The organism is Rickettsia tillamookensis (assembly GCF_016743795.2).
GTDB classification, from domain to species: Bacteria; Pseudomonadota; Alphaproteobacteria; order Rickettsiales; family Rickettsiaceae; genus Rickettsia; species Rickettsia tillamookensis.
The window spans coordinates 442,455-469,321 of the sequence record NZ_CP060138.2 but is presented as its reverse complement, the minus strand read 5'-3'; the positions used below and the strand labels follow the sequence as shown (position 1 = coordinate 469,321).

The following is a 26,867-nucleotide window of genomic DNA, read 5'->3' as shown; positions in this document are numbered from 1 at the left end:
CCGCCTTCGCGGGAATGACATTAAACTACCTTATATCCCTAGTAATCCATCCGCCGCCGAGTACTCTTTCGCCAGCATAAATAACGCATGCTTGCCCAGGGGCAACAGCTTTTTCTTCGGATAAAAATTTTACTTTCATTTTATCATCATCGAGTTTGCTTATTTCGGCTAAACGAGGCGGTCTTGTCGAACGAATTTTAACTTCTACTTCTAGCTTTTCATTATCTTTAATCTCATCAGCAAGCCAATTCACGTCTTTAATTATAAATTCCTGCACATGTAATGCAGACTCCGGTCCTACATATACTATATTATTATTAGGATCAATCTTTACTACATATAAAGGCTCGTTATAAGCTATACCAAGCCCACGACGTTGTCCTATAGTGTAATTAATTATGCCGCTATGCTCTCCTAGCTCAAACCCGTTTACATGAATAATTTTGCCGCTTTCACTTGCTCCCGGACGTATTTTATTTATTACGCTCTTATAATTTCCGTCAACTACAAAACAAATATCCTGGCTATCGGGTTTATCTGCTACCTCAAGACCGAATTTACTAGCAAGCCTACGTGTTTCATCCTTAGTAAGCCCCCCAAGAGGAAAGCTTAAATATTCTAATTGCTCTTTAGTAGTAGTGAACAAAAAATAACTCTGATCTTTTGCCGGATCAAGTCCCGTATGCAACTCTGCTCCACTATCACCGTTTACTTTTCGCACGTAATGACCTGTAGCAAGCTTATCTGCTCCAAGCTCTCTAGCCGTTTTAATTAGATCCCTGAACTTCACCGATTTATTACATTGCACGCATGGAAGCGGGGTTTCACCCTGTAGATAGCTATCAACAAAATTATCTATTACCGACTCTTTAAATTTGCTCTCATAATCAAGTACATAATGGGGAATACCTAGCTTATTTGCTACCATTTTAGCATCGTAAATATCCTGACCGGCACAACAGGCATTTTTTTTGCCTACTGCCATACCGTGATCATATAGCTGCAAGGTAATACCTATAACATTATGTCCCTGCTCATGCAACATTGCGGCAACTGCCGAACTATCAACTCCGCCTGACATTGCAACAACTATAGTAGACTGCTTATCCCCTAAATTAATCATACCAACCTTAAACAAACAGCAAATTATACTAAATTTATAATTAAATTACAACACTATCTTTTAATATATTAAAATGCTATAATTTCGTCATTGCGAGCGAACTTTAATTCGCACGGCAATCTCAGGATTTTTGCACGAGATTGTTTCGTCAATTACTTCGTAATTTCCTCGCAATGACGTAGCTCAAAAAATTCAAAAATTATATGTTATTTAAAATATTATACAAAACGATTATTACATTAGCTCTAATTTATTTCGTACTGATTATCTTAGAATATGCACACCAAGGTTTTATTAATGATTTATCATTACAAAAAGTAGATTTATCTATTCAGAATTCTATAAAAGAGCCTATTTATTTAGTTTCTTATGCCGACGGTCCGGAATATGTTTATCGTAATCAAAATGCTACTACTCACTATGCGATTAATAAAGGGATAGATTTCATATTTAACTATAAGAAAAAGCTTATAAATCAAGCATTTATAGAAAAAAATCAAGAAATTTTTAATGAACCGGCAGGAGCGGGGTTATGGCTATGGAAACCTTATATTATACTTGAAACAATGAAAAATGCACCGGAAGGAGCTATTATAGTATATTTAGATTCAGCTTTTGTTATTAAAAAGCATATCAGTAATTTAACAAATCTTTTAGGTGATAATGATATATTACTGGTACATGATCGCGATCGTAAAAACGGTAGTTTTGTTAAAGGCGAAACTTTTGCTTTAATGGATTGTCTGAACGAAGAATGTAGAAATAACGATCATATTTGGAGTGCTGTTATTGTTGTGCGTAATACCGAACTTTCTCGTTCTTTTATTGAAAAATGGCTAAAAAGTTGTGAAGATATTAGAATTCTTTCAGGCAAAGATTATAATATTCATCCTAATTACGATGAATATAAATGGCATCATTCCGACCAATCAGTACTTAGCCTTATATATCACAAAAATCCACAATCGGTTAAAGTAATAGAATATGAAGAAACAGCACCTTTCTTATCTTGGTTTCACCGTAAATATTCAAATAGCTCACCATTAAAGCCATGGTATAGCATATACGGTATAGAACCTATAATTAATTTTAATACTAACGGCAAAGTTTTACCTTCCACTGCTCTTATAAACACTCCGCCGATTGTTAGAATTCGTAAATGGGTTATCGAACATCAATGATGAGCATTGCCTGCGTGGCTCTTGAAAAACGCTCCGTTGTCATACCGTGGTCAAGCGAACTAGGTGATAGCTATACTTCAAGTAAATGAAGAGTTGGTATACGAAGCTCAATTTGGAAAAGAGCAAAGAGTCTGTAAGCCGAGGACCGCAGCGTATACTTAATACGTGAGGACCGGAGGACTTACAAGACGACGTAGCCAATTTTTCAAATTCAGCGAGTATATAGCTCTCTTACTTTAAAGAAGCTATAAGATAAAGTAAGTACTTTAATGTCTTGCATTTCAGGGTCAAGCTCAAAATCCTTATCTATATAAAATGTAACCGGCATTAAAACTTTTTCGCCGGCTTTTAATAATTGTTCTTCAAAACAAAAACAATGAATTTTTACGAAATATTTTCCCGCTTTATTTGGAGTAACATTATATACGGAAGTACCTATTATATCGTTATTGCTTAGATTTTCCGTTTCATAAAACACTAGAGTATTCTGACCCGGAACAATTTGCACTCTTTGCTGCCTTGGAATAAACCGCCAAGGTAAATCTTTATCAACATTAGCATCAAACTCAATAATTATAGGTTTAGTACCTTTTACTCTAGAATATACACTCACCGTTTCTTTTGCAGTAGTACCGCCATAGCCTGTAACTTTACAAAATAAGTTATAGATAGGTACGGAAGCAAAACTTAGTAACACCATACTAATTATTAATCCCAGCAAGGAAAAGGCTAAATTTTTATTGGATTTTTTAGACATTATTTGATTTTATTTAAAAATACTCTAGAAAAAGTTTATTTTAGATCATATATGTGTTAGTATAAAGAAAAATAGTTTTTAAGGTTAGTATGACTAATAATATTAATGCATTAGCAATCTCTAGCGAATCAGGATTTTATAGCTACTTACAGAAAATCAATAAAATTCCTTCACTTACGCAAGAAGAAGAATTTTTATTAGCGAAATCCTATTTAGAAGAGAATGATTTACAAGCTGCACATAAATTAGTAACGAGCCACCTTAAACTTGTTGCAAAAATTGCAAGCGGCTATAGGACTTACGGTCTTCCTATTACCGAATTGGTTTCAGAAGGTAATATAGGTTTAATGCAGGCAGTAAAAAAATTCAATCCCGAACTTGGTTTCCGCCTATCAACATATGCGATGTGGTGGATTAAAGCAGCCATACAAGAATATATATTAAAATCTTGGTCATTAGTAAAGATGGGAACAACGGCTGCACAAAAAAAATTATTTTTTAGTCTTAATAAAGTTAAGCATAAAATTACTAATTTATACTCAAGAGCTATTACTACCGATGATTTTGCACAAATAGCAGATGAGTTAGGTGTTTCGGTTAATGAAGTTTCCGAGATGAATACTAGAATTTCAGGTCCTGATTTATCGTTAAATAACCCTATAAATAGCGAGGATGCAGAATCGGGAGAATTAATAGAATTATTACCGGAAACACGCCCTACCCCCGAAACTATGGCTATTAATAAGCAAGACTCTACCGGTAAAAGGAAGTTACTATCAAATGCCATGAAGATTTTAAATGATAGAGAACTTCGTATTTTTACAGAACGTAAATTAACAGATACTCCTAAAACTCTAGATATTCTAAGCAATGAGTATAATATTTCTAAGGAACGTATTAGACAAATAGAGAATACGGCTTTTGAAAAAATAAAAAAGTTTATCTTAAACCATAGTAGAGAAGTAGCTTAATATTCTTAATCGTCCTGAACTACGCAATTGTAGGTGTTGTTGCGTGGCTTGACCTTACCTTTGTCATCCCGTGATTTATTCACGGGATCCAGTTAAAAATACTAATATTAGTATTTTTAGTTGTTTTACTGGATACCGTGGGCAAGCCACGGTATGACACCCAGCAGGTTTCTCGAATCATGCAACAGGCCTTTTCGCTCCTCGCAAGGCATTGTTGCGTGGACCGGTTTTTCGTCATTGCGAGAAGAATTACATAGTAATTTGATGAAGCAATCCAGTAAAAAATTCTGATTTACAGAATTTTTTTATTATTTTTTTCTGGATTGCCGCGTCGCTTCGCTCCTCGCAATGACGATTAGGTATCCACGCAACAATGCCTCCTCGCAATGACGAAAAAGCAGGTCCACGCAGGCAATGCCTTCTCGCAATAACATTTATCTTATCAGTACAGCGATTCTTTTCCCAATAAACCTAAAAAGGCCATGTCCTCATATTGTGCTTGCTTTTCTAAAGTACCATAAGTATCAGTAGTATTGGGATCAAAATATTGAGCTAGTTCTATTACATAATTTGAAAAATCACTAACTGTTTTAATGTCTTTACATTTTTCAAATTGAGGTTTTATAGAACTAATATATTTTTGCTTTGCAGTATTAATAACTTCTGATGTTACGATACCTGCCGTAGCATTCTTGCTTAAACATATAAAAGTTTTTAGATCTTTTGCCGCTAACTCAAAATGCTTAGCTTCAATAGGTGTTCCATGTTTAACTAGAACTTTAACTCCCTCAAGGTTATTTTCTCTATCGCTTTTGAGGATAGTCGTTAATAATTCACCGCTTTCTAATTTCCCTTTGAAATATTCAGAAAATTTTTGAAAGTTATTTTCTTGCATAATTTTTTCGTTAAAAACATGCTTTTTCATATTGCTAGTAGCAAGGTGTAATAAATTTTTAACTGCTTTTACATCGCTATGCACTAAAATATGCTTCACTATGGCATCAATTATAGAAAAATTATTATGTTGAACGGCAAGCTCTAAAGATGAATATTCTAGTATTTGCTTTTTAATTGATTTAGAAAATTCGTTTGATTCTATGCTTAATAAATTATCAAACTCAGAAGTATTACCAAGTTTTGCAGTGTTAGATACCATCGTTTTAATTAAAACTTCAATTTTACTCTTATCATCAAACTCCTTATTAGAATATTTTTGTATAAATTTTTTAGAATTTTCTTCGCCTAATAATTCCGGATTATAATTTAGAATTGTTTCCAGTTTATTTGATGGGGTATTTTTATCATTAACGAAAGCTTCGAATAACAATTCTACAACTTCACCTTTTTGAAGCAAAATTTTTAATAAATTTTCATCTTTTTGTAAACAATCGAAAATCATCGATCTTACTTTTTGCTCATGATATATTGCTGATTTGAGGGCTAGCGTGTAATGGTTAGTAATAAATTGTTCAATCAAAAACTCAAAAACAATTGGTTGCTCACTTTGAGCAGCAATTTTTAACGTATTATTGACCCAAAAATTTTCCTTAAAATTATTAGAAAATTTATCAAAATCAGAAGATTTTATTATTGGAGTCTTATTACTAATTACTGAAACATTATTTTCGGATAATTTGATGAAGTAATTTAATGCTTCTATATCACCGTTTTTTATTAAAGCTTCGATAGGAAAAAGCTGAATATTAATATTCACTCCTTTTGTCAGTAATAATTCTGCTATTTCTAAATGTCCTTTTTTTATAGCAGCAAATAAGGCACTGCCATAATTAATACCGCTATCAGGTATATGTTTATCAATATTAAGCATTCCTGTAGCAAGTAGTTTTTCCACAATTACCTTATTACCGGCAGCAGCAGCTACGTGTAAAGGAGTGCGGTTAGTAGCATCTAAGATGTTTGTTTGGTATTCAAAATTTATTAGAGTCGTAAGTATACCTTCTATATATTCAGGATTAGTTATTGCGTTCTCAACAGCAATCATTATCAAACTTTTTCCATTTTTATCAAGTAAGTCAAGAAATGGTTCCGGTTTTTCGTATTCATTCAGTGAAACTTCAGTTATTCTCAAAAATATATTAGTAAAGTCTATAGGGTTATTCCGTTCTACCGCCTTAATAAGAGCAAAATCATAATTATTGTCGGGTTTTACTAATGAACGATTATTATTAGTGCTGAAATTAATTCCTGTTTGGTATGCCATGTTAATCCCTGTTAATATATTAATGTTACCTTAAGTTTTTATATATGACGCAAGTTAATTATGCAATAATTTAATTAATAAAATATTTTCAATTCAATATATTTGACCATTCAGGATCGGAAGCATCTGCCGGTGTTATAATTTCTCTTTCATTATGACCTGTTAGGTCAATTGCAAAAATTTTGTTTTTCCCCGGAGCTTTAGCTCTCGACGGCCAACCTTTAGCAAACATAATAACTCGTCCGTTAGGCGACCAACAAGGGCTTTCAACTAAATACCCGCTTGTTATTATCCTTTCGCTATTCTCATCATCTTGAGGGGCTGCTTTCATAACCCCGATATTAAAGGTTTTTCCTTCAGCTCCTCTAATAATCTTAGTAAATGCTATATAGTCTCCTCTAGGCGACCAGCTAGGGGCAGCGTAAGAACCGCCACCGAAACTAATACGCTGAACATCGCTTCCGTCCGAATTCATGATATATAATTGAGGAACACCGTTTCTATCAGAATTATACACAATTTTTTTACCGTCCGGTGAATAGCTAGGAGAGGTATTAATACCGAAACCGTCAGTTAATTTATGAAGACGTTTAGTAGCAAGGTCGATTTCGTAAATATGAGTTGAGCCGTTTTTAGCTATCGACATTACGGCTTTTCTACCGTCCGGTGAGAATCTAGGGGCAAAAGATATACCGGAAAAATCACCTACTACGCTTTCTTTGCCTGTTTTTAAATCTTTTTCATAAACAAGAGCTCTTCTTTTAGTTGCGTATGAAACATAAAAAATCTTATCCGCTGAACGAGCAAATCTTGGTGTTAATACTAGTGACTTTCCATTGGTAAGGTATTTATTATTAGCTCCGTCATAATCCATCAAAGCAATTCTTTTTATTTTCGGTAAAGAACTACTTTCTGATACATACACTATTTTAGTATCAAAATAACCGGCATCACCGGTAATTTTTTCATAAATTTTATCGGCAATTTTATGTGCTGCTCTTCGCCATAGATTTTCCGGTACTTCAAGAATTTCGCCGGCAAGCTGTTTTTCAAGCAATGTATCCCATAATATAAAGCTAATTTTAAGTTTACCGCTTTCTAGTTTTTTAACTTCACCGTTTACTAAAAGGCTAGCATTAATTTGACGCCATGCAGCAAAAAGCGGTTTATATTCTATTCCTGTCTTCTCTTCTATAAAAGATGCAGAGGAAATAGGACGAAATAACCCAGAAAGCTTTAAATCATTAGAGATAACTTTCACCACATCGTGACCTACTACATTATCAGTAGAGCTATCGGCATCAAATTTATTGACTGCTATGGGCGTCGGATCAGCTCGCCCATGCTCAATATTTATTGTTTCAAGTGCATAACCCTTAAAACTAAATAATAGTGATAGTATAAAATATATAATATTTTTCACTCAAAATACTCCTTATTATCAATTTTTTGTTGTCATCCCGTGATTTATTCACGGGATTCAGTTAAAAATACTAATATTATTAGTATTTTTAGTTGTTATACTGGATACCGTGGACAAGCCACGGTATGACACCTAACAGGTTTTTCGAGCCATGCAAGTAACACACAAAATGAAGAATTGGGATACGAAGATCAACTTGAAAAAGAGCAAGGAGTCTGTAAGTCGAGGAGCGGAGCGTATACTTAATACGTGAGCATTCGAGAACTTACAAAGACGACGTAGCCAATTTTTTAAGTTCTATCTGAGTATACTCAAATGATTTCGAGAATTGAATTTTATTTTGAGAGGTGAGCACCCGCAGCCTATACTTAATAGGTGAGGATGCGAATCCTTGATAAAATGAAAGAGCAATTCTTGAAAGCAGAAGAGTATATCACCCAAAAATCTTCATCAATTCTTCCCATTCTCTCTTAGTCATACCGCTAGTCTCATGGGTAACTTTTTCACCTTTTATCATTCTTTTTATTACGTCTAAACCTTTACGTGAAATATTTGCTCCCTGCAAACGATATTCCTCAAAAGCTTCGTAAGTAAAAGGAACCCACGCTTTGACTATTTCAAGCATTTTTTCGGCATAAACTCTAATTTCATATTGAGCATGAGGGTCGGCACGCAACCTTAAAAAATGAAGTAAATTATGCAAATTAATTTTCCAATACCACTCCGTATAATAATTTAAAGTTAAATTCATACGGGCAAGCTCTCTTGCTATCCCCGTGGTATTCTCATCTATAATATTACCCTCTTCATCAGCATTCATCAGCTCCTTATAATGCCCGTAGCACTGTCTAGCATCTTCCTCTAAAATAGCAAGGACCTTTTCAGCCACTTCTTTCGGCAAGCTATCACTTTCCCTACATTGTTTATTTACGGCAGATTGAGAAGCAATATTTGCTGGTTCGGGTAAATAAAATTCATTGCCTAAAATAGAATATCTTGCCGAATATTCGTTAACGCTAGCTGTTCTGTGCCTAATCCATTGCCTTGCAATAAATATCGGTAGCTTAATGTGAAACTTAATGTCACACATCTCAAAAGGGGTAGTATGATAATGACGAAGCAAATAATTTATCAGCCCTTTATCTTGGTTTAACTGCTTCGTACCCTTACCGTAAGAAACACGAGCTGCTTGTACTATAGCACTATCATCACCCATATAGTCGATAACTCTAATAAATCCGTGATCTAAGACTTTTATAGGCTCGTATAAGATTTCTTCAAGTGCCGGGACTGTTACTCTTTTTGTGGTGTTGTGCATTCTATCCTCTGTATTCTTTAATTATCATAATAATGATTCCACATTTTTAATACTTTTATTCTTTTATTTTTTTCATCAACTTCATAAAATAATCTATGTTGTATATTAATTCTTCGTGAATACATCCCTGAATGTACGCCTAAAAGCTTTTTATATGGAGGTGGAGTTTGAAAAGGATTTTGAGCTATTAAATCCAAAAACTGTAAGCAAATCTCTTTATGATTTGATTTTATAATTTTCTTAAAATCTTTTTTCGCATCATGCGTATAATATAAGGTATACACTATAAACTAATCTAATTTTGTACTACACTCAGAATAAGGGGTATTTTTGCCTTTAAGTAAAGACTCACTTAATTTTTTATTTGATGATACTAGTAAAGTTTCTTGTATATCTTCCCAATCTTCTTCAGAAATTAATATAGCATTATTCCTTTTTCCTTTTATTAAAGTTGGTTGATGATATAGCGTAACTTCATCAATTAGCTTATTTATATATTTAGATTCTTCATTTGTAACTAAATGATTCATATATTTTACCTTTTTATTTCATGACAAATAATTATATAAATTTTTACCGTTTCTTTTTAGCCATAATTTTGCCGGTTGGTACTGAGGATATATATCCTCAACTAGCTGCCAAAAATTTTCACTATGGTTCATTTCTTTTAAATGTGCCATTTCATGAGCTACTAAGTATTTCAATACTTCAAAGGGGGCAAAAACTATCCGCCAATTAAAAGCAAGATTCCCTTTACTGCAACAACTCCCCCAACGGCTAATATTTTCCATTATTCTAATATTAGAATAGGTCAAATTATGTTTTTTGGATATATTCTCTACTATTATTTTTATTTCTGCTAATAATTTCTTTTTAAGGAATATTTCTATACTAAGTTTTTTTAGTACCATATTGCAGCACACTTCTAACGTAGAATCATTTAGTTTTATCTGATTTTTAGACGAATCAATATGTATTATTTCATAAGATTTACCCAAAATAGAAATCTTATCTTCATCCTTTGGTATCACAGTTACTTTACGGCGTAATTTTTGCCTAACCCAATATTCTTTACTTAACAGAAAATTATGACCTTTCTCTAGCTTTACCTTAAGAGGTAATACAAGCTCCGCTCCCTTAGGCGTAATTCGGATGGCTATATTTTTAGCTTTGCTACTCCTTCTTACTATAACATTTTGAGGTTCGCCGTATTTGGTAAGGGTAATAAAATCTTCCATTTAAAATTCTATATATTTGCTTGGATCAACCGCTATTTTGTTTTTACGCATCGCAAAATATAACTTATGTTCTACATGTCCGATAACACTATTTTTAGTAATTTTATCACCTTTTTTAAGTAACAAATCGTCTAAACTCGCATATGCTACTTCCAAATCATCTTTATCTAACTTAACTATTACTAAATTACCGAATTGTTTATTAAAGCCTGAATATATTACCGTTCCTGCAGCTATCGATTTAACTTCGCTATATTCTTTAGCGGCAATATCTATCCCTTTACTTTTACCGGCTTTAAACTCGGTAATAATTACCCCGTTTAACGGTTTTACAAAGTTTGACTGCTCTATCTCTTCTTCATCTTCACTCCGAGATATAGGAACCTCAATATCATCATTATCATCTTCTATAAGTTTTGCCTTTGGTTCTTCGAGTCTACCGCTAACTTTTTCTGATACGGAATCGTCCTCCATAGTTCTTTGAACTATCAACCCCTCATCGTGTTCTAATTCGGTAGAATTATTATTTGCAGTAACATCTCCTACTTTATACTCAATCGGAGCAGGCGGCTGATCAACGCAAGCAACTAAACAAAAACATATAACGATACTAAGTACAACAGGATATTTCATATATTTAACAAAACTATTATTTATATTAGAAAACAAATCTTACATAGTATATAATTTTTATCATTATTTTCCATCAAAAAATTAACTATGAAAACTTATAATATTGTCATAGCTAGTGATCACTCAGGTTATGAGCTTAAGTCTGAAATTATCAATTATTTAGAGCAGAAATCTTTAAAGATTTATGACTGCGGAACGAATAATACACAAACCGTTGATTATCCTGATTATGCTAAGAAAGTAGTAGATATTATTATTGAAAAATCAGCTCCTATTGGTATTTTAATTAGTGATACAGGAATTGGTATGTCTATAGCCGCTAATCGTAGCTCGGAAATAAGAGCAGCTTTGTGTAACGATATATTAACTGCCGAAAATGCTAAAGCTCATAATGACGCTAATATCTTAATACTCGGAGCAAAAACCGTAGATCATAAAATAGTATTTGATATTATAGATAAGTTTTTAACCACTAAATTTGAAGGTGGCAGACATAGCACCCGCCTATCAAAAATAAAGTAGTTTTATAAACCATTAAACATTGTTAGTTCGCTTGCAGCTTTATCAAAAGTAACAGTATAATTACATCCATTAAATATATTTAACTTACCTATTAATATATCAGAAAAATCTGCTTTATAATTTTCGTACTCTAAAACAGATAGCCATAATACTTGCTGATTCTCAAAACTAAATTCAACTGTACTAAATATTTCTTTTAGTACTAAAATTATTTGCTCTTTTGAATATTTATAACCTCTTTCTAATACCCAAACTAATTCACATATAACTATATTATTTACAAATATTGAATTTTCTTGACCGGAATATCTTTCTATTAATTCTGTAGCTTTAATGCTTTGTACTTTATCGTCTCCTGTTAAATAACGAATAAGAATATTTGTATCAATTCCTATCATATGAACCTTTAATAATTTCATTCATTTCATCTATAGTTAGAGCGTTTTTAGGTTTTGGTAAAATATGTTTCAAGTTTTTAACTGACTTATTTATAGGTATTACCATAAAAGAATTATCTTGTACTATTAACTCTAGCTTACTTCCTGTAGATAAATTTAATTTCTCTCGAATATGACTTGGGATTGTCATTTGCCCTCTGTTAGTAAGAGCTACAAGCTGTGTTTTCATAATGATCCAATTTAAATATTTTCAGTATAAATCAATAATAGCAGAAATAATTTAATAATGCAGTATTATAATTAATTTTCCTCCAAAAATATATATTTAACTTAATGAGACATTCCTATATATTTTGATAAACCATAATATGAATTGATGCTACTTAATATGAATCTTCAAGAGTTTAAACAAAAATATAATTACGATGTTGCAACGAAAATGATGCAACAATATCTAGACATTAAATTTGCTCATTTAGATTGTTTACTACTATTTAGAATGGGTGATTTTTATGAGATGTTCTATGATGATGCAATCTTAGCCAGCAATGTACTCGGTATTGCCTTAACAAAAAGAGGTAAAAACGGTGAAGAAGAAATTGCGATGTGTGGAGTGCCTTATCATGCACTTGAGAATTACTTAACTAAGCTAATTGAAGAAAATTATAAAGTTGCTATTTGCGATCAGCTTGAAACACCTGAAGAAGCAAAAAATAGAGGCGGTTATAAAGCGGTAGTTACTAGAGACGTTACACGTATTATAACTCCGGGAACCATAATTGAAGAGAATTTAATTGCTTCAGCCGAACCTAATTATTTAGCAAGTCTTGTAATACCGAAAAATAAAGAAACGGCTAGCCTTTGTTATGTTGATCTTTCTACTTCCGAAATTTTTGTAGTTAATGTACCAGAAGCAGAAATTCTTAATGAGCTGGCTCGTTTAAAGCCTCGTGAAATTCTGCTTAGCGAAAACTTGAGATCTTCTAATCTTGCGGATAGTATTTTCAAACAATTAAATTTTCGTATTACCTATCAAGTTGATAGTTTTTTTGCGGTTAATAAATGTGAAAAAATCATTTTAGATTTTTATAAAATGAAAGATATTAAAGGAATCGGCGAAATATCTAGCAATCAAATTTGTGCTATAGGCAGCATCTTAGAATATTTATCGTTAACGCAAAAACAAAATATTCCTCATTTACCGATTCCTAGAATTATCAATTTTCATAGCTATATGACTATTGATTTTGCCACTAGACGCAACCTTGAAATTGTAACAAACTCACAAGGCAGCTCGAAAGGAAGTTTACTAAGCACCCTCAATCATACGGTTACTAAACAAGGAGGACGTTTACTATATAATTTTCTTTCAAGTCCTTTAACCAACATTGCTAAAATAAATCATCGTTTAAATATTACCGAGTTCTTTTATTCTAACTTAGAAATAGTAAAAAGAATTAGAGAACTTTTAAAAAAAACTAGTGATATAGAACGCTGCCTAACACGTATCACAATGAACAGAAGTTCAGGTCGTGATTTACTTAGTATTAAATATACCTTGGAAACTGCAACGATTATTAAAGGAGTATTTTTTGACGCTTACGTTTTTAATTTACCTGATTTTATCGAAAAAATTACTAAACCTCTATCAGGCGATGCAGAATTATATAATTTAATAGACGAGAGCATAAGAGAAGATGCACCGAATAATTTAAATGACGGAGGTATAATAAAACATGAATATCATCCGAAAGTAGCCCAATTACATGATTTAATTAATAACGGGAAATTACATATTGAAAAGCTAAAAGATCAATATCGCAAAGAAACGGGCATAGACAGTTTAAAAATATCTCATAATAATGTTATAGGGCTTTTTATCGATATTACCGCTAAAAATGTTAATAAAATCCTTGATCCCAAATTTATTCACCGTCAAACAACGGTTAATAGTGTCCGTTACACTACTACTGAACTACAAAAGCTTGAAAGCGAGTTAGTCAACGCTAAAACCTTAGTAATAAGCTTGGAAAAAGAATTACATGCGGATATTTGTAGCCAAGTAATCGAAAAGGCTTCCTATTTACGAATGCTTGCAAGCTCCTTAAGCGGGCTTGACGTATTTTGTAATTTTGCTTACATCGCTGATGAATATGATTATATTAAGCCTGAATTTACCGATGATTTAAGCTTTGATATCGTTAAAGGACGGCATCCTGTAATAGAGAAAGCACTACAACGAGAAAGCAAAAGCTTTGTATATAATGACTGTCATTTATCGGAACTTGAGCGTATTTGGTTAATTACCGGTCCTAATATGGCAGGTAAAAGTACTTTTTTACGTCAAAACGCCATTATTGCAATCATTGCTCAAATAGGTTCGTTTGTACCTGCTAAAAGTGCCAAAATAGGGGTAGTCGATAAAATATTTAGCCGAATAGGTGCTGCCGATGATTTAATTAAGGGACAATCAACCTTTATGGCAGAGATGCTTGAAACCTCGGCAATTCTTGCTCAATCTACAAAAAACTCACTAATAATACTTGATGAGGTAGGTAGAGGCACGTCCACTTATGACGGTGTATCTATAGCGTGGTCGGTGCTTGAATATATCCATGATAAGCTGAAATGTCGTTGTTTGTTCGCAACGCACTATCATGAGCTAACAGTTATGAGTAATTTCCTGCCGGCTTTACAAAATTATACTATTGCTATTGAGGAATCAGGTAAAGATATTCTATTTTTGCATAATATTATACCAGGTGCAGCTGATAGGTCGTACGGTATTCATGTTGCAGCTTTAGCAGGACTCCCTGCCAGCGTTATAAATAGAGCTGAGCAGATTCTGCTTAAATTTGAGAAAACTTCTACCGGTAAAGGAAAAAATATTTTATCAACGGAATCAAATAATTTGAGCTTGTTCAATCTTGAGCCTAATAAAACTACTATAAGCAGCAAATTAGACGAAAAATTCAGAACTATCGACCCTGATAAACTATCCCCTAAAGAAGCACTTGAGTTGATTTATGAATTGAAGAAGTTGGTTTGATATGGGTTGTAGCTTCTTCGTCATTGCGAGCTGATATAGGGCTTGTTGCGTGGTTCAACTTTCCCGTCATTGCGAGGAAAATTACGAAGTAATTGACGAAGCAATCTTAGGAGTTTGTTATTATTTCATGAGATTGCTTCGTCGACGCCTATGGCGTCTTCTCGCAATGACGATTTAGTATTCACGAAACCCAGTCTCCTTTTCCAACCAATATTTACTACAGGCGAAAAAATTGGGGTTAGCGAAATTTTCTTTACCGTAAGTAATTTCTTGTCCCTGTGTATCTAAAATATTACCGCCGCCGGCTTTAATTAAAGCATGACCTGCCGCTATATCCCACTCCATAGTTTGACCGAATTTTGGATATATATCAGCTGCTCCTTCAGCAATTAAGCATAGTTTAATTGAACTACCTATTGCATTTATTTGACCGAATGAATATTTACTTAAAAATTCTTTAGTAGCTTTATTTGAATTATAAAAACCTATTACCGCATTAAGCTCTTCATGTTTAGGTTCATGATTAACAAATATTTCTTTAGAATTCTGTTCGATTTTTAACCGCCCCTGTACATCGGTATAATATAGCTTTGCTGTTTCAGGGTGATATATCAAGCCGATAGTTGGAAGACCGTTTTTAATAAGCCCTATATTTACCGTATATGTATTTTTACCGTTTACATAGCTCCGTGTCCCGTCAATAGGATCGATTAACCAAAAAGTATCACTGCTTAATATAGGTAGCGGCTGCTCTTCACATACTATAGCTATTTTGGGGGTTAAGACTTGTAGAGCCTGATAAATTACTTTACTAATTTCCTTATCGGCATTAGTGACTACTGACCCATCTGATTTAATATCAGTCAATATTCCTGCCTTTTTTATATCTAGTGCAACCTTGCCGGTATTAATAATTAAATCTTTTAAAGCATTAATTAAATTGTCATTCATAATTATTTATTTAACATCTTTGCAGCTACATCATCCTCTAACCACTGACCGGTATTTAAAAACGTAGATTGCTGCAACTCAGCGATTTGATGATCAGGTGATCCCGGCAACATTTGCCACCCTAAATATTCAATTCCATAATATCCTATATCAACCATGCTTAAATAAGAGTCCATATTTTCTAAATCTTTTTTATTATTTGCAAAAATTACTATTTTTGTAGGTTGTTTTGGTATAATTTTTAAGAACTCTACAAGAGTTTTTACTCTATTTATATTACCGGTAAATATTATACCTAAATAAAAAATAGGGGCTCCAGCATCGCTTGGATTAAATCTAAATACATCTTTATCATTAACTTTATTAGTAAAATTAATATTGAGTCCGTAAAGTAATGTATATAACCATCCTTCATAATTTTCAATTAAATTACATGGAGCAGTTATTTCTTGAAGACCTAAAACTGTTGCACCTTGCTGCTTCATCTTATTAATTAAATCTACCCATTTAGATTCAACAAGCATCATTTGACGCTGCACTATCAATTTTGCAATAGTTTTATTAACTGATGCGTTACCCGCTGCAAGACTATATAAATATTTAGTAAAATTTATATAAGAATTATCCTGATATCGAAATAATTTGGATTTCGGTGTTATAATAGTATTATCTATATTTATAAGTACCAGCGTATCTGCATCTATCTTCGGTAATAAATTTTTCATTGTTACCGAATCTACAGAGTAAGTAGGAATAATTTGACCATAGCCCGCATACGAAATAACTAAGCAAAGTAAACTCAATAAAACTTTATTTATTCGTGTCATAAGGATTTTTACCTTTCGCATTATTATTCTTTAAAGGTGGATTATTTCTTTTTAATTTATTTATTTGAGGTATTAAATCACCAATGGTTTTAGTATAATATGCAGCATCTTTATTTTCCGGAGCATTTTTATTATTATAATGATAACCAATAAATAATATATTAGAACTATAACTATTAAGCTGAAATTCCATTGAACTTAGCAATTCTACGCTACTACTAATCATTATAAAGCATTTCGGTATAAAATTCATTTGAACAAGGAAATTGAGCATCATTTCCGCTTCCGATATATTATTACTCGTCAATATACCCTTATAAAATACCGGATAAGTATTAGCAAAACTGTCTAAATTATTAAAAATAATATAATTATTGTTTGGAAAACTATTTGAAAAATCAATATTGAAATTTTTCTTTAAATAATCGGCAAACCATATTTCAAATTTAGGAATATTATTAAAATTACCGGTAAAGCCATCATTTACTGCTATTATAGGAATTTTACTATTACTCATTTCATTTACAAAATTTGGAAAATCAGCTTCTTGTAATTCTTTCTTATAACTATCATTAGTTAAAATCAATTGATTTATATAAATAGTTTTTGGATTTTTATTAATATTAAGCAAAAGAGGAGTTAGTTTAATATATATATCTTGATCAAGTTGTTCAACGATAGGCACTAAAGGCTTAAACAAAAATTCATCTAACACCGTTACTACTAATAAATCCTGAGGTGCATAATTTTTATTATAATTTTCTTTAAAATCTTGTTTTATTTTATCTAAGTTATCTACTTCGATAATTTCTGCTTTAACTAAGGAAGTAATAAGTAATAGTAAGATGAATAAAGATTTTTTGAATATCATCATAATTTTTAAAAATTTATTATTATTGTATAGGATAGACGAAGTTTAATTTGGAAAAGAGCAAGGAGTCTAAAGTCCTCGGAGCGGAGCGTATACTTAATACGTGAGCACCGCAGATCTTATAAGACGACGTAGCCAATTTTTCAAATTAAACGAGTATATATTAGTGTTACCACATCATAGTGCTAATATCAATCCATATTAAATTATAATATGGTAAATATGTTTGGAAGTTTTTTTAGTTCACTTGGCAGTAGCATAGGAAATACATTTGGAGGCGGCATATTTTCAAGCGTGGGAAGATTTGCCGGTAAAATGCTTGGTGAGTATTTAGATCAACTAAATCACGAACCGATAGAATATGACAATATTAAAAATTTCAAAGAAAATTTTAAATATATAACAGCTAATTACGGCGAAGCTATACCGTTAATTTTCGGTACTGCAAGAGTTAACGGAAAAATAATTTGGGCAGATAACATAAAAGAGGTAGCAAATAGTACTCGTCATAAAGAATATTTCCCTTATTTTCATAACTTAAAATCCGTTACTAATTTCACTGAATATAGCTATTTCTTTTCTTTTGCAGTTAGTATTTGCGAGGGAGAAATTACCGAGATTAACAGAGTATGGGCAGGTGATGAGATAATAAATTTAGGTAAGTATAATTTTAGATTATATAAAGGCTCAGAAACACAACTACCCGATCCTTTAATTGAAAACTATCTAGGCAGCGGCAAAACCCCTGCTTTTAGGTCACTTAGCTATATAGTCTTTGAAGAATTACCTTTAGAAGATTTTGGTAATATTATTCCAAATTTCTCATTTGAGGTAACGAGAAAACCCAATATTTATCTGCCTAATAATTATGCAAAAGTTGAAAATCTAATTAGTAGCATTAACATGATTCCGGGTTCAGGCGAATTTGTTTACGATACGGAAGTACAGTATAAAACTTTGAGCAGTTCTTACGGCGGTGTTATAAGCCATGAGGCTATTAACTCTCATAATCATTATAATATTGCAGATAGTATATTTAGTCTCAATCAGCTACAAACCACATGCCCTAATATAAAATGGATAGCACCGGTAGTTTCTTGGTTTGGCGATAGTTTAGATATAGGCTATTGCAGCATAAAACCTGCTATAGAGTTTAACGACCCTCTAACCTCATATTCATGTACTTGGCAAGTCGGTCGTTATAATAGAGCAAATGCTAAAATTATCTCTAAAGATGAGCATGACAACCCTCATTACGGCGGCACTGTTAATGATGCTAGTTTAGTGCATTACCTAACCGAGCTTAAAAGACGTAATTTAAAAATTATGTTTTATCCAATGTTTTTCATGGATCTATCAGGTAAACCATGGCGTGGGCATGTAACAGGTTCTGCAAATGTAGTAAGTAATTTTTTTCATAAAGCGGACGGTTATAATAACTTCATTCTTCACTATGCAAGGCTTGTTAAAGATTACGTTGACGCCTTTATAATCGGCTCGGAACTAATCGGCATAACTTCTATAAAAGATTCAGCAAATAATTTTCCGGCAGTGCTAGAACTTATAAATCTTGCTCGTTTAGTAAAAGAAATATTAGGAAGTAATGTACAAGTTACTTATGCCGCTGATTGGTCGGAATATCATCATACTAGCGGCGGGTGGTATAATTTAGACCCGTTATTTGCTTCCCCTTATATTGATTTTGTCGGGATAGATGCTTATTTCCCTTTAACTAGTTCTTTAAGCTCTCAGATAACTAAAGAAGAAATTATGAAAGGTTGCAGGTCAGGTGAAGGGTATGATTATTATTTAGACGGTAACAGTAATAAACAACCTCTATCTGCTGCTTATGCTTGGAAAAATATAGGTTATTGGTGGGAAAATCATCACTATAATCCTGATGGAAATCGAACGGCTTGGCAACCAAAAATGAAAAAAATATGGTTTACCGAGTTTGGCTTTCCGTCAATAGATAAAGCTCCAAACCAGCCAAACGTGTTCTTTGATCCCAAATGTACGGACGGCGGTAGTCCTAAATATTCCTCGGCAGGTACGGATTTCTCAGTGCAACGCACGGCTATTAAAGGATTTGTAGAATATTGGCAAACGCAAGAATATATAGAAGAAATGTTCTTATGGACTTGGGACGCACGCCCCTACCCTGCATGGCCGCACGGGAATATTTGGAGCGATAATCATTTATGGGAAAAAGGACATTGGGTTAACGGCAAATTCGGCACTTGCAGCCTTGCCGAGATAATCCTTGAGCTATCTGCTAGAAGCGGTATCGACCTGAAGAAAATCGATATTTCTACTATTGACGAAGTGGTAGACGGTTTTATTTTAAATAAAATTTTATCTACAATAGATGTTATTAATTCTCTAAGAATATTTTACTTTTTTGATGTGATAGCAAGTGAATGTGAAAAAATTAAATTTCTGAAGCGAGGAGCAGGTAATTTAGAGCATCTAAGCAGCGAGAGTTTAATAAAAATTTTAGATAATAGTTATTTAAAGCAAACAGAAATACCTGAAGAAAATATTATTAGCAAGCTTAGTATTAATTTTATCGATAGGTTTAATAATTATACTAATTCCTATTGTTACATAAGCAATGAAACAGATTCAAATAGTCCTACCCTTAACGTCAAAATTCCTATTATTTTATCCCTACCCGAAATAGAGAAAATAGGAGGATTAATCTTAAAAAATGCTTCTATTGAAAGTAAAGTAATTAAATTCCTAATACCTTCCATCTTTCATAGGTTTAAGCCAGGCGATTTTTTAATACTGCATTATAACAAACTTAAATATCAAATTAGAATAGTAAATATATAACTACTTTCCCTAACTTCTTATGTTACAGGCGTTATAGATAATTTATCTTCTTATTATTTGCCAGCTGCAAATATTTTATCTGGTTTTGAGAAAACCATAAAGACCGAAGTTAAATGTGTTATACTTGATTTACCTTTTAATGTGGTAGAGGGAAATGATCAGCCTTATCTAGCTTTTTATTTACAGAGTAATGTTAATGAAGCCTTATATGTGTCTACAGACGGCAGAGATTATACCAAAATAGCAAATTTAACTAACCAGACTTTTATAGGAAGCGTTATCAGCTTTACTTCAAACTCTCTTACTATTAACTATAAAAATTTTGAAACATTAGTTAATGATGATTAGAACTTAGCAGCTTTCGGTCTAGAAATTATAAAATTCAAAAGATGGGAAAATTAGATATCGATACTTACAAAATAAGCGAAATAGTAAGAGGGGAATTTGCAACGCAAAACTTGGTTCGCTCTCATATTCAGCACGAAAATTTTATTTTACTTGAAAAGAATTTTAATATAATTCCCGTAGCTAAAAAATTAAAAGGTAACAAAATATATTTTAAAGTCGGCAACCTATCATCTATAGAAATTACTTTCCAAAATAAAGCAGGGTTGTAAACTTCTTTTATTTCAGCTGCTCTATTTCTTTTTTTGTTAAACCGGTATATTTTAGAATTTTTTCTATAGGCTCTTTATCCGTTAGCATTTTTTTAACTAAGGTAATTTTTTCTGCCTTTACTATATATTCAGCAACTTCCATATCTTTAGCTTTTTGGATTTGTATACCTTTTTCGATACCTTCTTGAAGCCAATGGTGTGCAATGCTTCCCATGATTTCCTCATCTTTAGCTTTTTGGAGCTGCATACCTTTCTCGATACCTTCTTGAAGCCAATGGTGTGCAATACTTCCCATAATTTCCTCTTCTACTTTAGGATTTAAACATGTTTTAAGTATATTTTCTAACTCTATTTTATCAGTTTGTTCTATTTTAGTCAAAGAGTAACTCAAAGCACTTTTTATATAATCAATACCGGTATTAGAACTAGCAACTATTGTCAAACAGTTAGATATTTCTTGCCATTTATCAAATAAATTAGGTTTGTGAATATATTTCATTAGAATTTGTAAAATAGCAAGCCAAGGATCTTTTTTTAATTTCTCATCATCTATATTTTGCAAGTCTATAAGTTGATAATCATTGCTCCAAGTAGCTTTTACTAATTCACTATTTTCAAATAAATCCCATAAATTTAAAGGAGCAGTATATTTTTGATTATCGTTAAAAAATACCAACGGATATATAAACGGAAATTTCTTGGAGCTAGGATACAAATTTGAATGTCGCTCAGCTATATTTAACATATATTTAAACAAGCGAAAAGCCATCAAGTGATCAGAACTACTTTGATGTTCCAGTAGTAGATATAGATAACTTTCACTGTTATTAATTTTAACGGAAAATAAAACATCCTTTATAGATTCTTTAAGACTCAACTCTATAAAACTATCATTTTGCAGCGTTAAAGTAGCAGGAGAAAATAAAGCTTTTATATGCGGCGGCAGGTAAGTTTCAAAGAACTCTCTAGCGATGTATGGATTTTCTAAAGCTTTTTGGAAAAATTTATCATGCTTTATTTTTTCTGACATATATTATTTAAAATAGTAATATTCGGATAATAGCAGAAAAAATCTAATAATCTAGGATTGAAATTTGTATTTTAAAAACAGGGTTGTGGATAAGAAGAAAGTTTTAAAACTATGACTGAAAAGAAAGCTGACCAACTTTTAAACGAAGATTATATAGATTTAGGTACATAAATAAGCATATTAACACTCTTATCATTGCACTTATGACGAGTAAAATTAAAAATTATCCAACTCGTATTCCGGTTACTTTTGACAATAAAAGTTTAAATATTGAATTATAAAAAACCTTGGAACTTTGGACAACGAAACTATAAATTTAGTTTTTAAGACTTTAGAAAAAATATTTACTTAAGTTTATAACGAGTGGCTTTTCCCTGCCCTATTCGTTCTAATCGTTTGAAATCGACTAATTTTTTTATTATGGATTCAATAGTTCGCTTAGGAAAGCCTGTTGCATCTACTGCATCCTTCCGACTAAACTCTTTACTTTCTTTATTAATCCAATTCCATACTGCTAATTGTTTTTCGGATAATAAATATTCTATATTATCTTCTTTGATAATCTGTAAAGCTTTAATAGTTTGTAGCTTAACTACATTTAAAAAGAACTTTAACCAATCGGTAATATCTTCAAGTTCTGTTTTCCAAGATCTTTGAGTTTTATTTAACGTCTTATAATAATCAATTTTGTTTTCTTCAATAATACGCTCATGAGAAACGATTTGAGTAAATAAATAACCATGTTTTAGAAGCAATAGATTTGTTAATAATCTACTTGTTTGTCCGTTACCGTCCTGAAACGGGTGAATCGCTAAATATTCAAAAATAAAATTAGCAATAAGTATGAGCGAATGCTTAGACTTATCGTTAACTGCTAGATTATACCAATCTATCAATTCCTGTATTTCTTTTTTAACTAAATACGGCGGTGTCGGCTCAAATATTACTCCAACTACATTACCGTCATAATCTTTTGCCTCTACACGATTTGAGGCAAATTTATAATTGCCCTTATGATACATATCTTTATCACTATAAACCAACATATCGCTATGTAATTTTAATATGAATGATTCTGTAATATGTATTTCTTTATAATTATCAAAAATCAATTCAAGACATTGTAGATATCCTGCTATTTCCTGTTCATCTCGTGTTTTAAATTTCCGAACATTTAAATTTCTATAAAGATTTTCTACTTGATCATCAGTAAGTTTATTACCCTCAATACGATTAGAAGAACCGGTAGAAGTTATAATTACGCTGCGAGTTAAGCGATCTAGAGTTTGAGGTAACAGCTGTTTAGTAATTTGCCAACTATTTTTTACTCCTTCAATTTCAGAAATTATAGTATAAATTTCTTCAACTATTTCAGGGTTTAACCTTAATCTTTTATGAATACGAAAATTTTGTAAGCTCATTCATAATCTCACATGGTTACTATGTGAGATTATGTGAGAAAAATCAAGATTTATTTAAATAAATGAATATTCTTCTAACCAATGGGAGAAATATACGAAGATCAACTTCAAAAAGAGCAAGGATACTATAAGACGAGGAGCGGCAGCAGTTACTTAATACGTGAACACCGCAGAACTTATAAGACGACGTAGCCAATTTTTGAAGTTCATCGAGTAGATTATAAATTTACCTTAAGCCTTAAAGAACCTTGGTTCGCTATATATTTCTTCGCAAGGGATAAATTATATCTAATACCAAACTCCATCATATTATATTGAACAGAAAGACTTCCGCCTAAATTATAATTTAGTTTTGTAGGTTTAAATTTAACTGTTGTAAGCGGCTCATCTATTCCATCAAGCCGTGCATCAATATTCGGTAATTTCCCTTTAAAATCATAACTTACGAAGCCGTGTAATTCCGGTTTTATTCTTACGTCTCTTACAAAGAAATTAGTTACACCTTTTAATCCAGCTATGCCTTCAAATCTATCATATGATTTTTTTCTAACGGATAAATTCTGGAAAGTAGTTCCTACTTCAGTATAACTATTATTTTTAAACGTAGCATAACGAGTTCCAATTATCGGGGTTATAGCCGTGAGGTTAGATATTAAATAATTATAACCACCAAGTAATTCACCACTATAAGAAGTGTTATTAAATTTACCGATTGCAGTTTGATCATCCGTATAAACCTTACGTTTTTCATAATTCTTAATTTTACTTCTACCGTATGAGCCTATAGCTTCAACAAAGAAATTACTTGTCTCACAATTATAAAGTCCATAGATAGAATATATGTCACTTATAGCTTTAGTCTTATCACCAACTTTATAATTTTGGTGGCGTAATTTACTATCGGCTCTAGTATAAGCAGCTCCAACTATTACACTGTCACTTAGAGCATAATCAAAACCTATTATTCCTCCTTGAGATTTAGACTTATACCCACTTGCCCCATCATTACGGGATTTTTGTGTAGCGATGCCGTAGAAAGGAACTATCCAAATACCCGTACCGATAATATCTTCATCACCGGCAGCTGCTGCCGCATAGTAATTAGCACGACTTTCATGATTATTGCCACTAGTAGGTTTATTTAAACCATTTAATGTAAATGTACTTTCATCTTTATTATTTACTTCACCTAGTCTAGCATTAATCCCTGAAGAAACAACGCTGTCCATATTTACCGAAATATCTGTTAATATGTCCTGTATTTCTTCTATATTAAACTCTCCAAGTCCCTCACTCACTTCTCGTATATCCGTTCTTCCGCCTAACCGATTTAAAGTTTCTGAAACATTTTTTGTTGATCCTAAATCATTTAATACTTTACCTGCATCACTCTCATTACCAATGCCAATACCAATTAATTGCTCTACAAGACCGGGAGCTATAGGACCCGTAACCTCATCTCTTATCGGTTTTGGATCAAAAATAGGCACTATTACACTACCTTCTCCGTCTCCAGGATTTTCTCCACCGTTATCACCGTCATCTGGGTTCTCTGGATCACCGTCTCCTGGATCAGGATTTTCGGGATTACCACCACCGTTATCATTATTATTCAGTAATACAACTCCATTCTCATCGCTTACCCATCTTACCCATCTTATTAACCTGTTTAATTCTCCACCTGTATCAACAGTAACTTTATTTTGAGCAACAGGAGTAAAATTTCCACCTGCTTCTTTTAGTATTACTTCATGTTTAGTATCAGGAGTAATTTTAGTAATATCAGAGCGTGATTTGACTTTAATTACTAAACTATCTAAAGCTGACATATCAACATTAGCCCCGTTACCGACTAATATATGCCCCCCGATTTCGCAGTCACATCAAAATATGTAATAATCTCAAGAATACCGTTATATGTAACATTTCCTGTATGCTTTAATTCGTAAGTAGCTAAATCTAAAGCACTATCCGTAAATTGTGAATCAGCATCTATTCCTAAATTATCCAATAATACTATATTTGCTTTATTTGCTACTAAATTAGCTGCTTTAATATTTTTCTCAAGAATAGCAAATTTCTCAGGACCAAACTCTAAACGCTCTACATTTTTGATTTCTTCTTTTAACCAAACATTTTCATCAAATTTTATAGCACCGCCACCATCAATCTCAGCATTTACTAAAACCGCATCTTTAAAATGTACAGAAGCAGCAGCATCTGCAAAATTCAGCTTATCTACTTTAATATCAGTTAAATAAGTAAATAACTGAAGCGAACGAGGAAGGAGATCTCTATCTACTAAAACATCCTGTATAATTATATTTTTAGCATTTCTATTATTACCTCGTTCAAAATCTATATTCTTACCTGCATCAATGTTAATCTCTTTAGAATATACATCACCTTTAATAGTACTATTCTCACTAACTTGTATACTTGCTAAACTATTATTTTTACTTCCTAAATTATAAGTAGTACCACCCTCTATATTAAGTTTTACGTTACCTTTCCCGTTATTTGCGGTAGTTACATCCGAATAAAAATTCTTAGTATTTACCGTAACTAAACCGTTTCCTGTTAATTCTATTGCTTTTAATCTGTGATCTTCAGCCCCAATAGCACCGTTACCGGTATCAAAATTGGCTACTGCTAAAGTATGAAGATTATTTCCTACTGTAGTAATATTAGTAACCCCACCTGCCGCTGCAAGCGTTAATATTGCTTCTTGTCCTGCATTTGAGAAGTTAATAGTTTGAGCTTTTAATTCACCTGTAATAGTAACGTCTTTACCGGCTACTTCTACTATACCTAAACTATTATTATTCCCGATGGTACCGGTTATATTAATAGGGACTTTATTGTTTAATTTTAAAGTACCGTCATTCTCATTTTCACCTGCAATATCGGTAGCGATGATATTATCATTAACCTCTATTTCTACACCGTTTGACATTATAATATTGCCGCTTTTAACGGTACTGCCAAAATTTACCGCACCTGCTTTTACGATAATATCACCGACTGCCGCATTTGAACCAACGGCATTACGAACACTACCGCCGTCGGTAAAGATTAAATTTACAGCCTGCCCCCTGTCTTATTAATATAAGTCGTAGTTAGCCTGGAATTAGGACCAAAAGTTAAATTATTATTACCGTTACCTTGAATCTCACCGATAGAGTAATCACCGCCGGCAGTTAATGCTACATTACCGTTACCTGCTTTTAACATTTTTATATTAGTAATTAGCTTAGTAACTTCCCCTGCTCCTTCAAAGTTCAATGTACCACTTGTATCACCCGTACTTGTAACCTTACTATCAATTTTTACATTATCGGCAATATTAATTACGCCTGCTTTACCTTGGAAATCTATAATATCACCTGTTATATTTCCTGTTGCGGTATATATCGTATCATCTTCAAATCTAATATTTGCATTTACCTTATTAAGCGTAATAGCATGAATATCCAAT

The 26,867-nt window shown here is 32.5% G+C and carries 26 protein-coding genes and 1 pseudogene; 7 read left to right on the top strand and 20 right to left on the bottom strand.

Translation table 11 applies throughout. The features are described from left to right. Nucleotides 1-25: 25 nt before the first annotated feature. Entirely contained in the window at nt 26-1,123 is a 1,098-nt protein-coding gene (mnmA, locus tag H6P87_RS02215; RefSeq protein WP_202069859.1) for a tRNA 2-thiouridine(34) synthase MnmA, read from the bottom strand. A gap of 203 nt (nt 1,124-1,326) precedes the next feature. Here mnmA and H6P87_RS02210 point away from each other — a divergent pair, with 203 nt between their 5' ends. Beyond that, on the top strand, nt 1,327-2,304 hold the full coding sequence (locus H6P87_RS02210) for a hypothetical protein (RefSeq protein ID WP_202069858.1): 978 nt from the start codon (nt 1,327-1,329) through the stop codon (nt 2,302-2,304). 211 nt (nt 2,305-2,515) lie between these two features. On the opposite strand, the gene H6P87_RS02200 is transcribed toward H6P87_RS02210, so the two are convergent. After that, nucleotides 2,516-3,061, bottom strand: a complete 546-nt coding sequence (locus H6P87_RS02200; protein ID WP_202069857.1) for a cytochrome c oxidase assembly protein — start codon at nt 3,059-3,061, stop codon at nt 2,516-2,518. A gap of 89 nt (nt 3,062-3,150) precedes the next feature. On the opposite strand from H6P87_RS02200, the gene rpoH reads away from it, so the two are divergent. Beyond that, nucleotides 3,151-4,032 carry an RNA polymerase sigma factor RpoH gene (gene rpoH, locus H6P87_RS02195; protein WP_202069856.1) on the top strand — a complete coding sequence of 294 codons (882 nt, stop codon included), beginning with the start codon at nt 3,151-3,153 and terminating at the stop codon, nt 4,030-4,032. Between the two features lie 442 nt (nt 4,033-4,474). On the opposite strand, the gene H6P87_RS02190 is transcribed toward rpoH, so the two are convergent. The 8 genes and pseudogenes from H6P87_RS02190 to H6P87_RS02155 form a co-directional block, all read right to left on the bottom strand. Continuing rightward, nucleotides 4,475-6,253 (bottom strand): ankyrin repeat domain-containing protein, encoded by a 1,779-nt coding sequence (locus H6P87_RS02190; RefSeq protein ID WP_202069855.1) that lies wholly within the window; start codon nt 6,251-6,253, stop codon nt 4,475-4,477. 88 nt (nt 6,254-6,341) lie between these two features. Continuing rightward, nucleotides 6,342-7,676 carry a Tol-Pal system beta propeller repeat protein TolB gene (tolB, locus tag H6P87_RS02185; RefSeq protein WP_202069854.1) on the bottom strand — a complete coding sequence of 445 codons (1,335 nt, stop codon included), beginning with the start codon at nt 7,674-7,676 and terminating at the stop codon, nt 6,342-6,344. 60 nt (nt 7,677-7,736) lie between these two features. Further along, nucleotides 7,737-7,923: pseudogene (locus H6P87_RS07485) on the bottom strand (hypothetical protein); the annotation flags it as partial. 186 nt (nt 7,924-8,109) lie between these two features. Beyond that, nucleotides 8,110-8,994 carry an FAD-dependent thymidylate synthase gene (gene thyX, locus H6P87_RS02175; protein WP_202069853.1) on the bottom strand — a complete coding sequence of 295 codons (885 nt, stop codon included), beginning with the start codon at nt 8,992-8,994 and terminating at the stop codon, nt 8,110-8,112. Between the two features lie 17 nt (nt 8,995-9,011). After that, on the bottom strand, nt 9,012-9,278 hold the full coding sequence (locus tag H6P87_RS02170) for a Txe/YoeB family addiction module toxin (RefSeq protein ID WP_197062057.1): 267 nt from the start codon (nt 9,276-9,278) through the stop codon (nt 9,012-9,014). A gap of 6 nt (nt 9,279-9,284) precedes the next feature. Further along, on the bottom strand, nt 9,285-9,524 hold the full coding sequence (locus tag H6P87_RS02165) for a type II toxin-antitoxin system Phd/YefM family antitoxin (RefSeq protein ID WP_040257406.1): 240 nt from the start codon (nt 9,522-9,524) through the stop codon (nt 9,285-9,287). An 18-nt stretch (nt 9,525-9,542) separates the two neighbouring features. After that, complete coding sequence (locus H6P87_RS02160; protein WP_202069852.1) at nt 9,543-10,232, bottom strand: M48 family metallopeptidase; 690 nt, start codon at nt 10,230-10,232, stop codon at nt 9,543-9,545. Continuing rightward, the gene (locus H6P87_RS02155; RefSeq protein WP_202069851.1) at nt 10,233-10,901 is read right to left on the bottom strand and encodes a murein hydrolase activator EnvC family protein; all 669 of its coding nucleotides are present in this window, start codon (nt 10,899-10,901) and stop codon (nt 10,233-10,235) included. Between the two features lie 51 nt (nt 10,902-10,952). Here H6P87_RS02155 and rpiB point away from each other — a divergent pair, with 51 nt between their 5' ends. Next, a complete protein-coding gene (gene rpiB, locus H6P87_RS02150; RefSeq protein WP_202069850.1) occupies nt 10,953-11,387 on the top strand; it encodes a ribose 5-phosphate isomerase B in 435 nt (144 codons plus the stop codon). A 2-nt stretch (nt 11,388-11,389) separates the two neighbouring features. On the opposite strand, the gene H6P87_RS02145 is transcribed toward rpiB, so the two are convergent. After that, nucleotides 11,390-11,785 (bottom strand): PIN domain-containing protein, encoded by a 396-nt coding sequence (locus H6P87_RS02145; RefSeq protein ID WP_246438031.1) that lies wholly within the window; start codon nt 11,783-11,785, stop codon nt 11,390-11,392. Next, complete coding sequence (locus H6P87_RS02140; RefSeq protein ID WP_202069848.1) at nt 11,772-12,014, bottom strand: AbrB/MazE/SpoVT family DNA-binding domain-containing protein; 243 nt, start codon at nt 12,012-12,014, stop codon at nt 11,772-11,774. Before H6P87_RS02140 ends, H6P87_RS02145 begins: the two co-directional genes overlap by 14 nt. Nucleotides 12,015-12,173: 159 nt before the next feature. Here H6P87_RS02140 and mutS point away from each other — a divergent pair, with 159 nt between their 5' ends. Next, nucleotides 12,174-14,834 (top strand): DNA mismatch repair protein MutS, encoded by a 2,661-nt coding sequence (mutS, locus tag H6P87_RS02135; protein ID WP_246438029.1) that lies wholly within the window; start codon nt 12,174-12,176, stop codon nt 14,832-14,834. 174 nt (nt 14,835-15,008) lie between these two features. On the opposite strand, the gene H6P87_RS02130 is transcribed toward mutS, so the two are convergent. Genes H6P87_RS02130 through H6P87_RS02120 form a run of 3 tightly spaced genes read right to left on the bottom strand, consistent with a single transcriptional unit; the run spans nt 15,009 to nt 17,480 of the window. Next, nucleotides 15,009-15,785 (bottom strand): 3'(2'),5'-bisphosphate nucleotidase CysQ family protein, encoded by a 777-nt coding sequence (locus H6P87_RS02130; protein WP_202069847.1) that lies wholly within the window; start codon nt 15,783-15,785, stop codon nt 15,009-15,011. Between the two features lie 2 nt (nt 15,786-15,787). After that, nucleotides 15,788-16,633 (bottom strand): DUF2608 domain-containing protein, encoded by an 846-nt coding sequence (locus H6P87_RS02125; protein ID WP_202069846.1) that lies wholly within the window; start codon nt 16,631-16,633, stop codon nt 15,788-15,790. Beyond that, a complete protein-coding gene (locus tag H6P87_RS02120; RefSeq protein WP_202070067.1) occupies nt 16,596-17,480 on the bottom strand; it encodes a DUF2608 domain-containing protein in 885 nt (294 codons plus the stop codon). Before H6P87_RS02120 ends, H6P87_RS02125 begins: the two co-directional genes overlap by 38 nt. 216 nt (nt 17,481-17,696) lie before the next feature. Here H6P87_RS02120 and H6P87_RS02115 point away from each other — a divergent pair, with 216 nt between their 5' ends. From H6P87_RS02115 to H6P87_RS02105, 3 genes are read left to right on the top strand one after another with little or no spacing between them, the layout of a single operon-like run. Further along, nucleotides 17,697-20,321, top strand: coding sequence for a baseplate megatron protein TIM-barrel domain-containing protein (locus H6P87_RS02115; protein WP_246438026.1), 2,625 nt, complete (start codon nt 17,697-17,699; stop codon nt 20,319-20,321). Between the two features lie 57 nt (nt 20,322-20,378). Then, a complete protein-coding gene (locus H6P87_RS02110; protein WP_202070184.1) occupies nt 20,379-20,669 on the top strand; it encodes a hypothetical protein in 291 nt (96 codons plus the stop codon). A gap of 41 nt (nt 20,670-20,710) precedes the next feature. After that, a complete protein-coding gene (locus H6P87_RS02105) occupies nt 20,711-20,938 on the top strand; it encodes a hypothetical protein (protein ID WP_246438019.1) in 228 nt (75 codons plus the stop codon). A 7-nt stretch (nt 20,939-20,945) separates the two neighbouring features. Here H6P87_RS02105 and H6P87_RS02100 read toward each other — a convergent pair whose 3' ends face one another. The 5 genes from H6P87_RS02100 to H6P87_RS02080 all read right to left on the bottom strand — a co-directional run bounded on the left by H6P87_RS02100 (nt 20,946) and on the right by H6P87_RS02080 (nt 26,866). Further along, a complete protein-coding gene (locus tag H6P87_RS02100) occupies nt 20,946-21,968 on the bottom strand; it encodes an Rpn family recombination-promoting nuclease/putative transposase (RefSeq protein WP_202069844.1) in 1,023 nt (340 codons plus the stop codon). Between the two features lie 344 nt (nt 21,969-22,312). Then, the gene (locus H6P87_RS02095; RefSeq protein WP_202069843.1) at nt 22,313-23,389 is read right to left on the bottom strand and encodes a Fic family protein; all 1,077 of its coding nucleotides are present in this window, start codon (nt 23,387-23,389) and stop codon (nt 22,313-22,315) included. Between the two features lie 218 nt (nt 23,390-23,607). Beyond that, a complete protein-coding gene (locus H6P87_RS02090; protein ID WP_202069842.1) occupies nt 23,608-25,218 on the bottom strand; it encodes an autotransporter domain-containing protein in 1,611 nt (536 codons plus the stop codon). 23 nt (nt 25,219-25,241) lie between these two features. Continuing rightward, on the bottom strand, nt 25,242-26,345 hold the full coding sequence (locus tag H6P87_RS02085; RefSeq protein ID WP_202070182.1) for a hypothetical protein: 1,104 nt from the start codon (nt 26,343-26,345) through the stop codon (nt 25,242-25,244). A 125-nt stretch (nt 26,346-26,470) separates the two neighbouring features. Continuing rightward, nucleotides 26,471-26,866, bottom strand: a complete 396-nt coding sequence (locus tag H6P87_RS02080; protein ID WP_202069841.1) for a hypothetical protein — start codon at nt 26,864-26,866, stop codon at nt 26,471-26,473. Nucleotide 26,867: the final 1 nt, after the last annotated feature.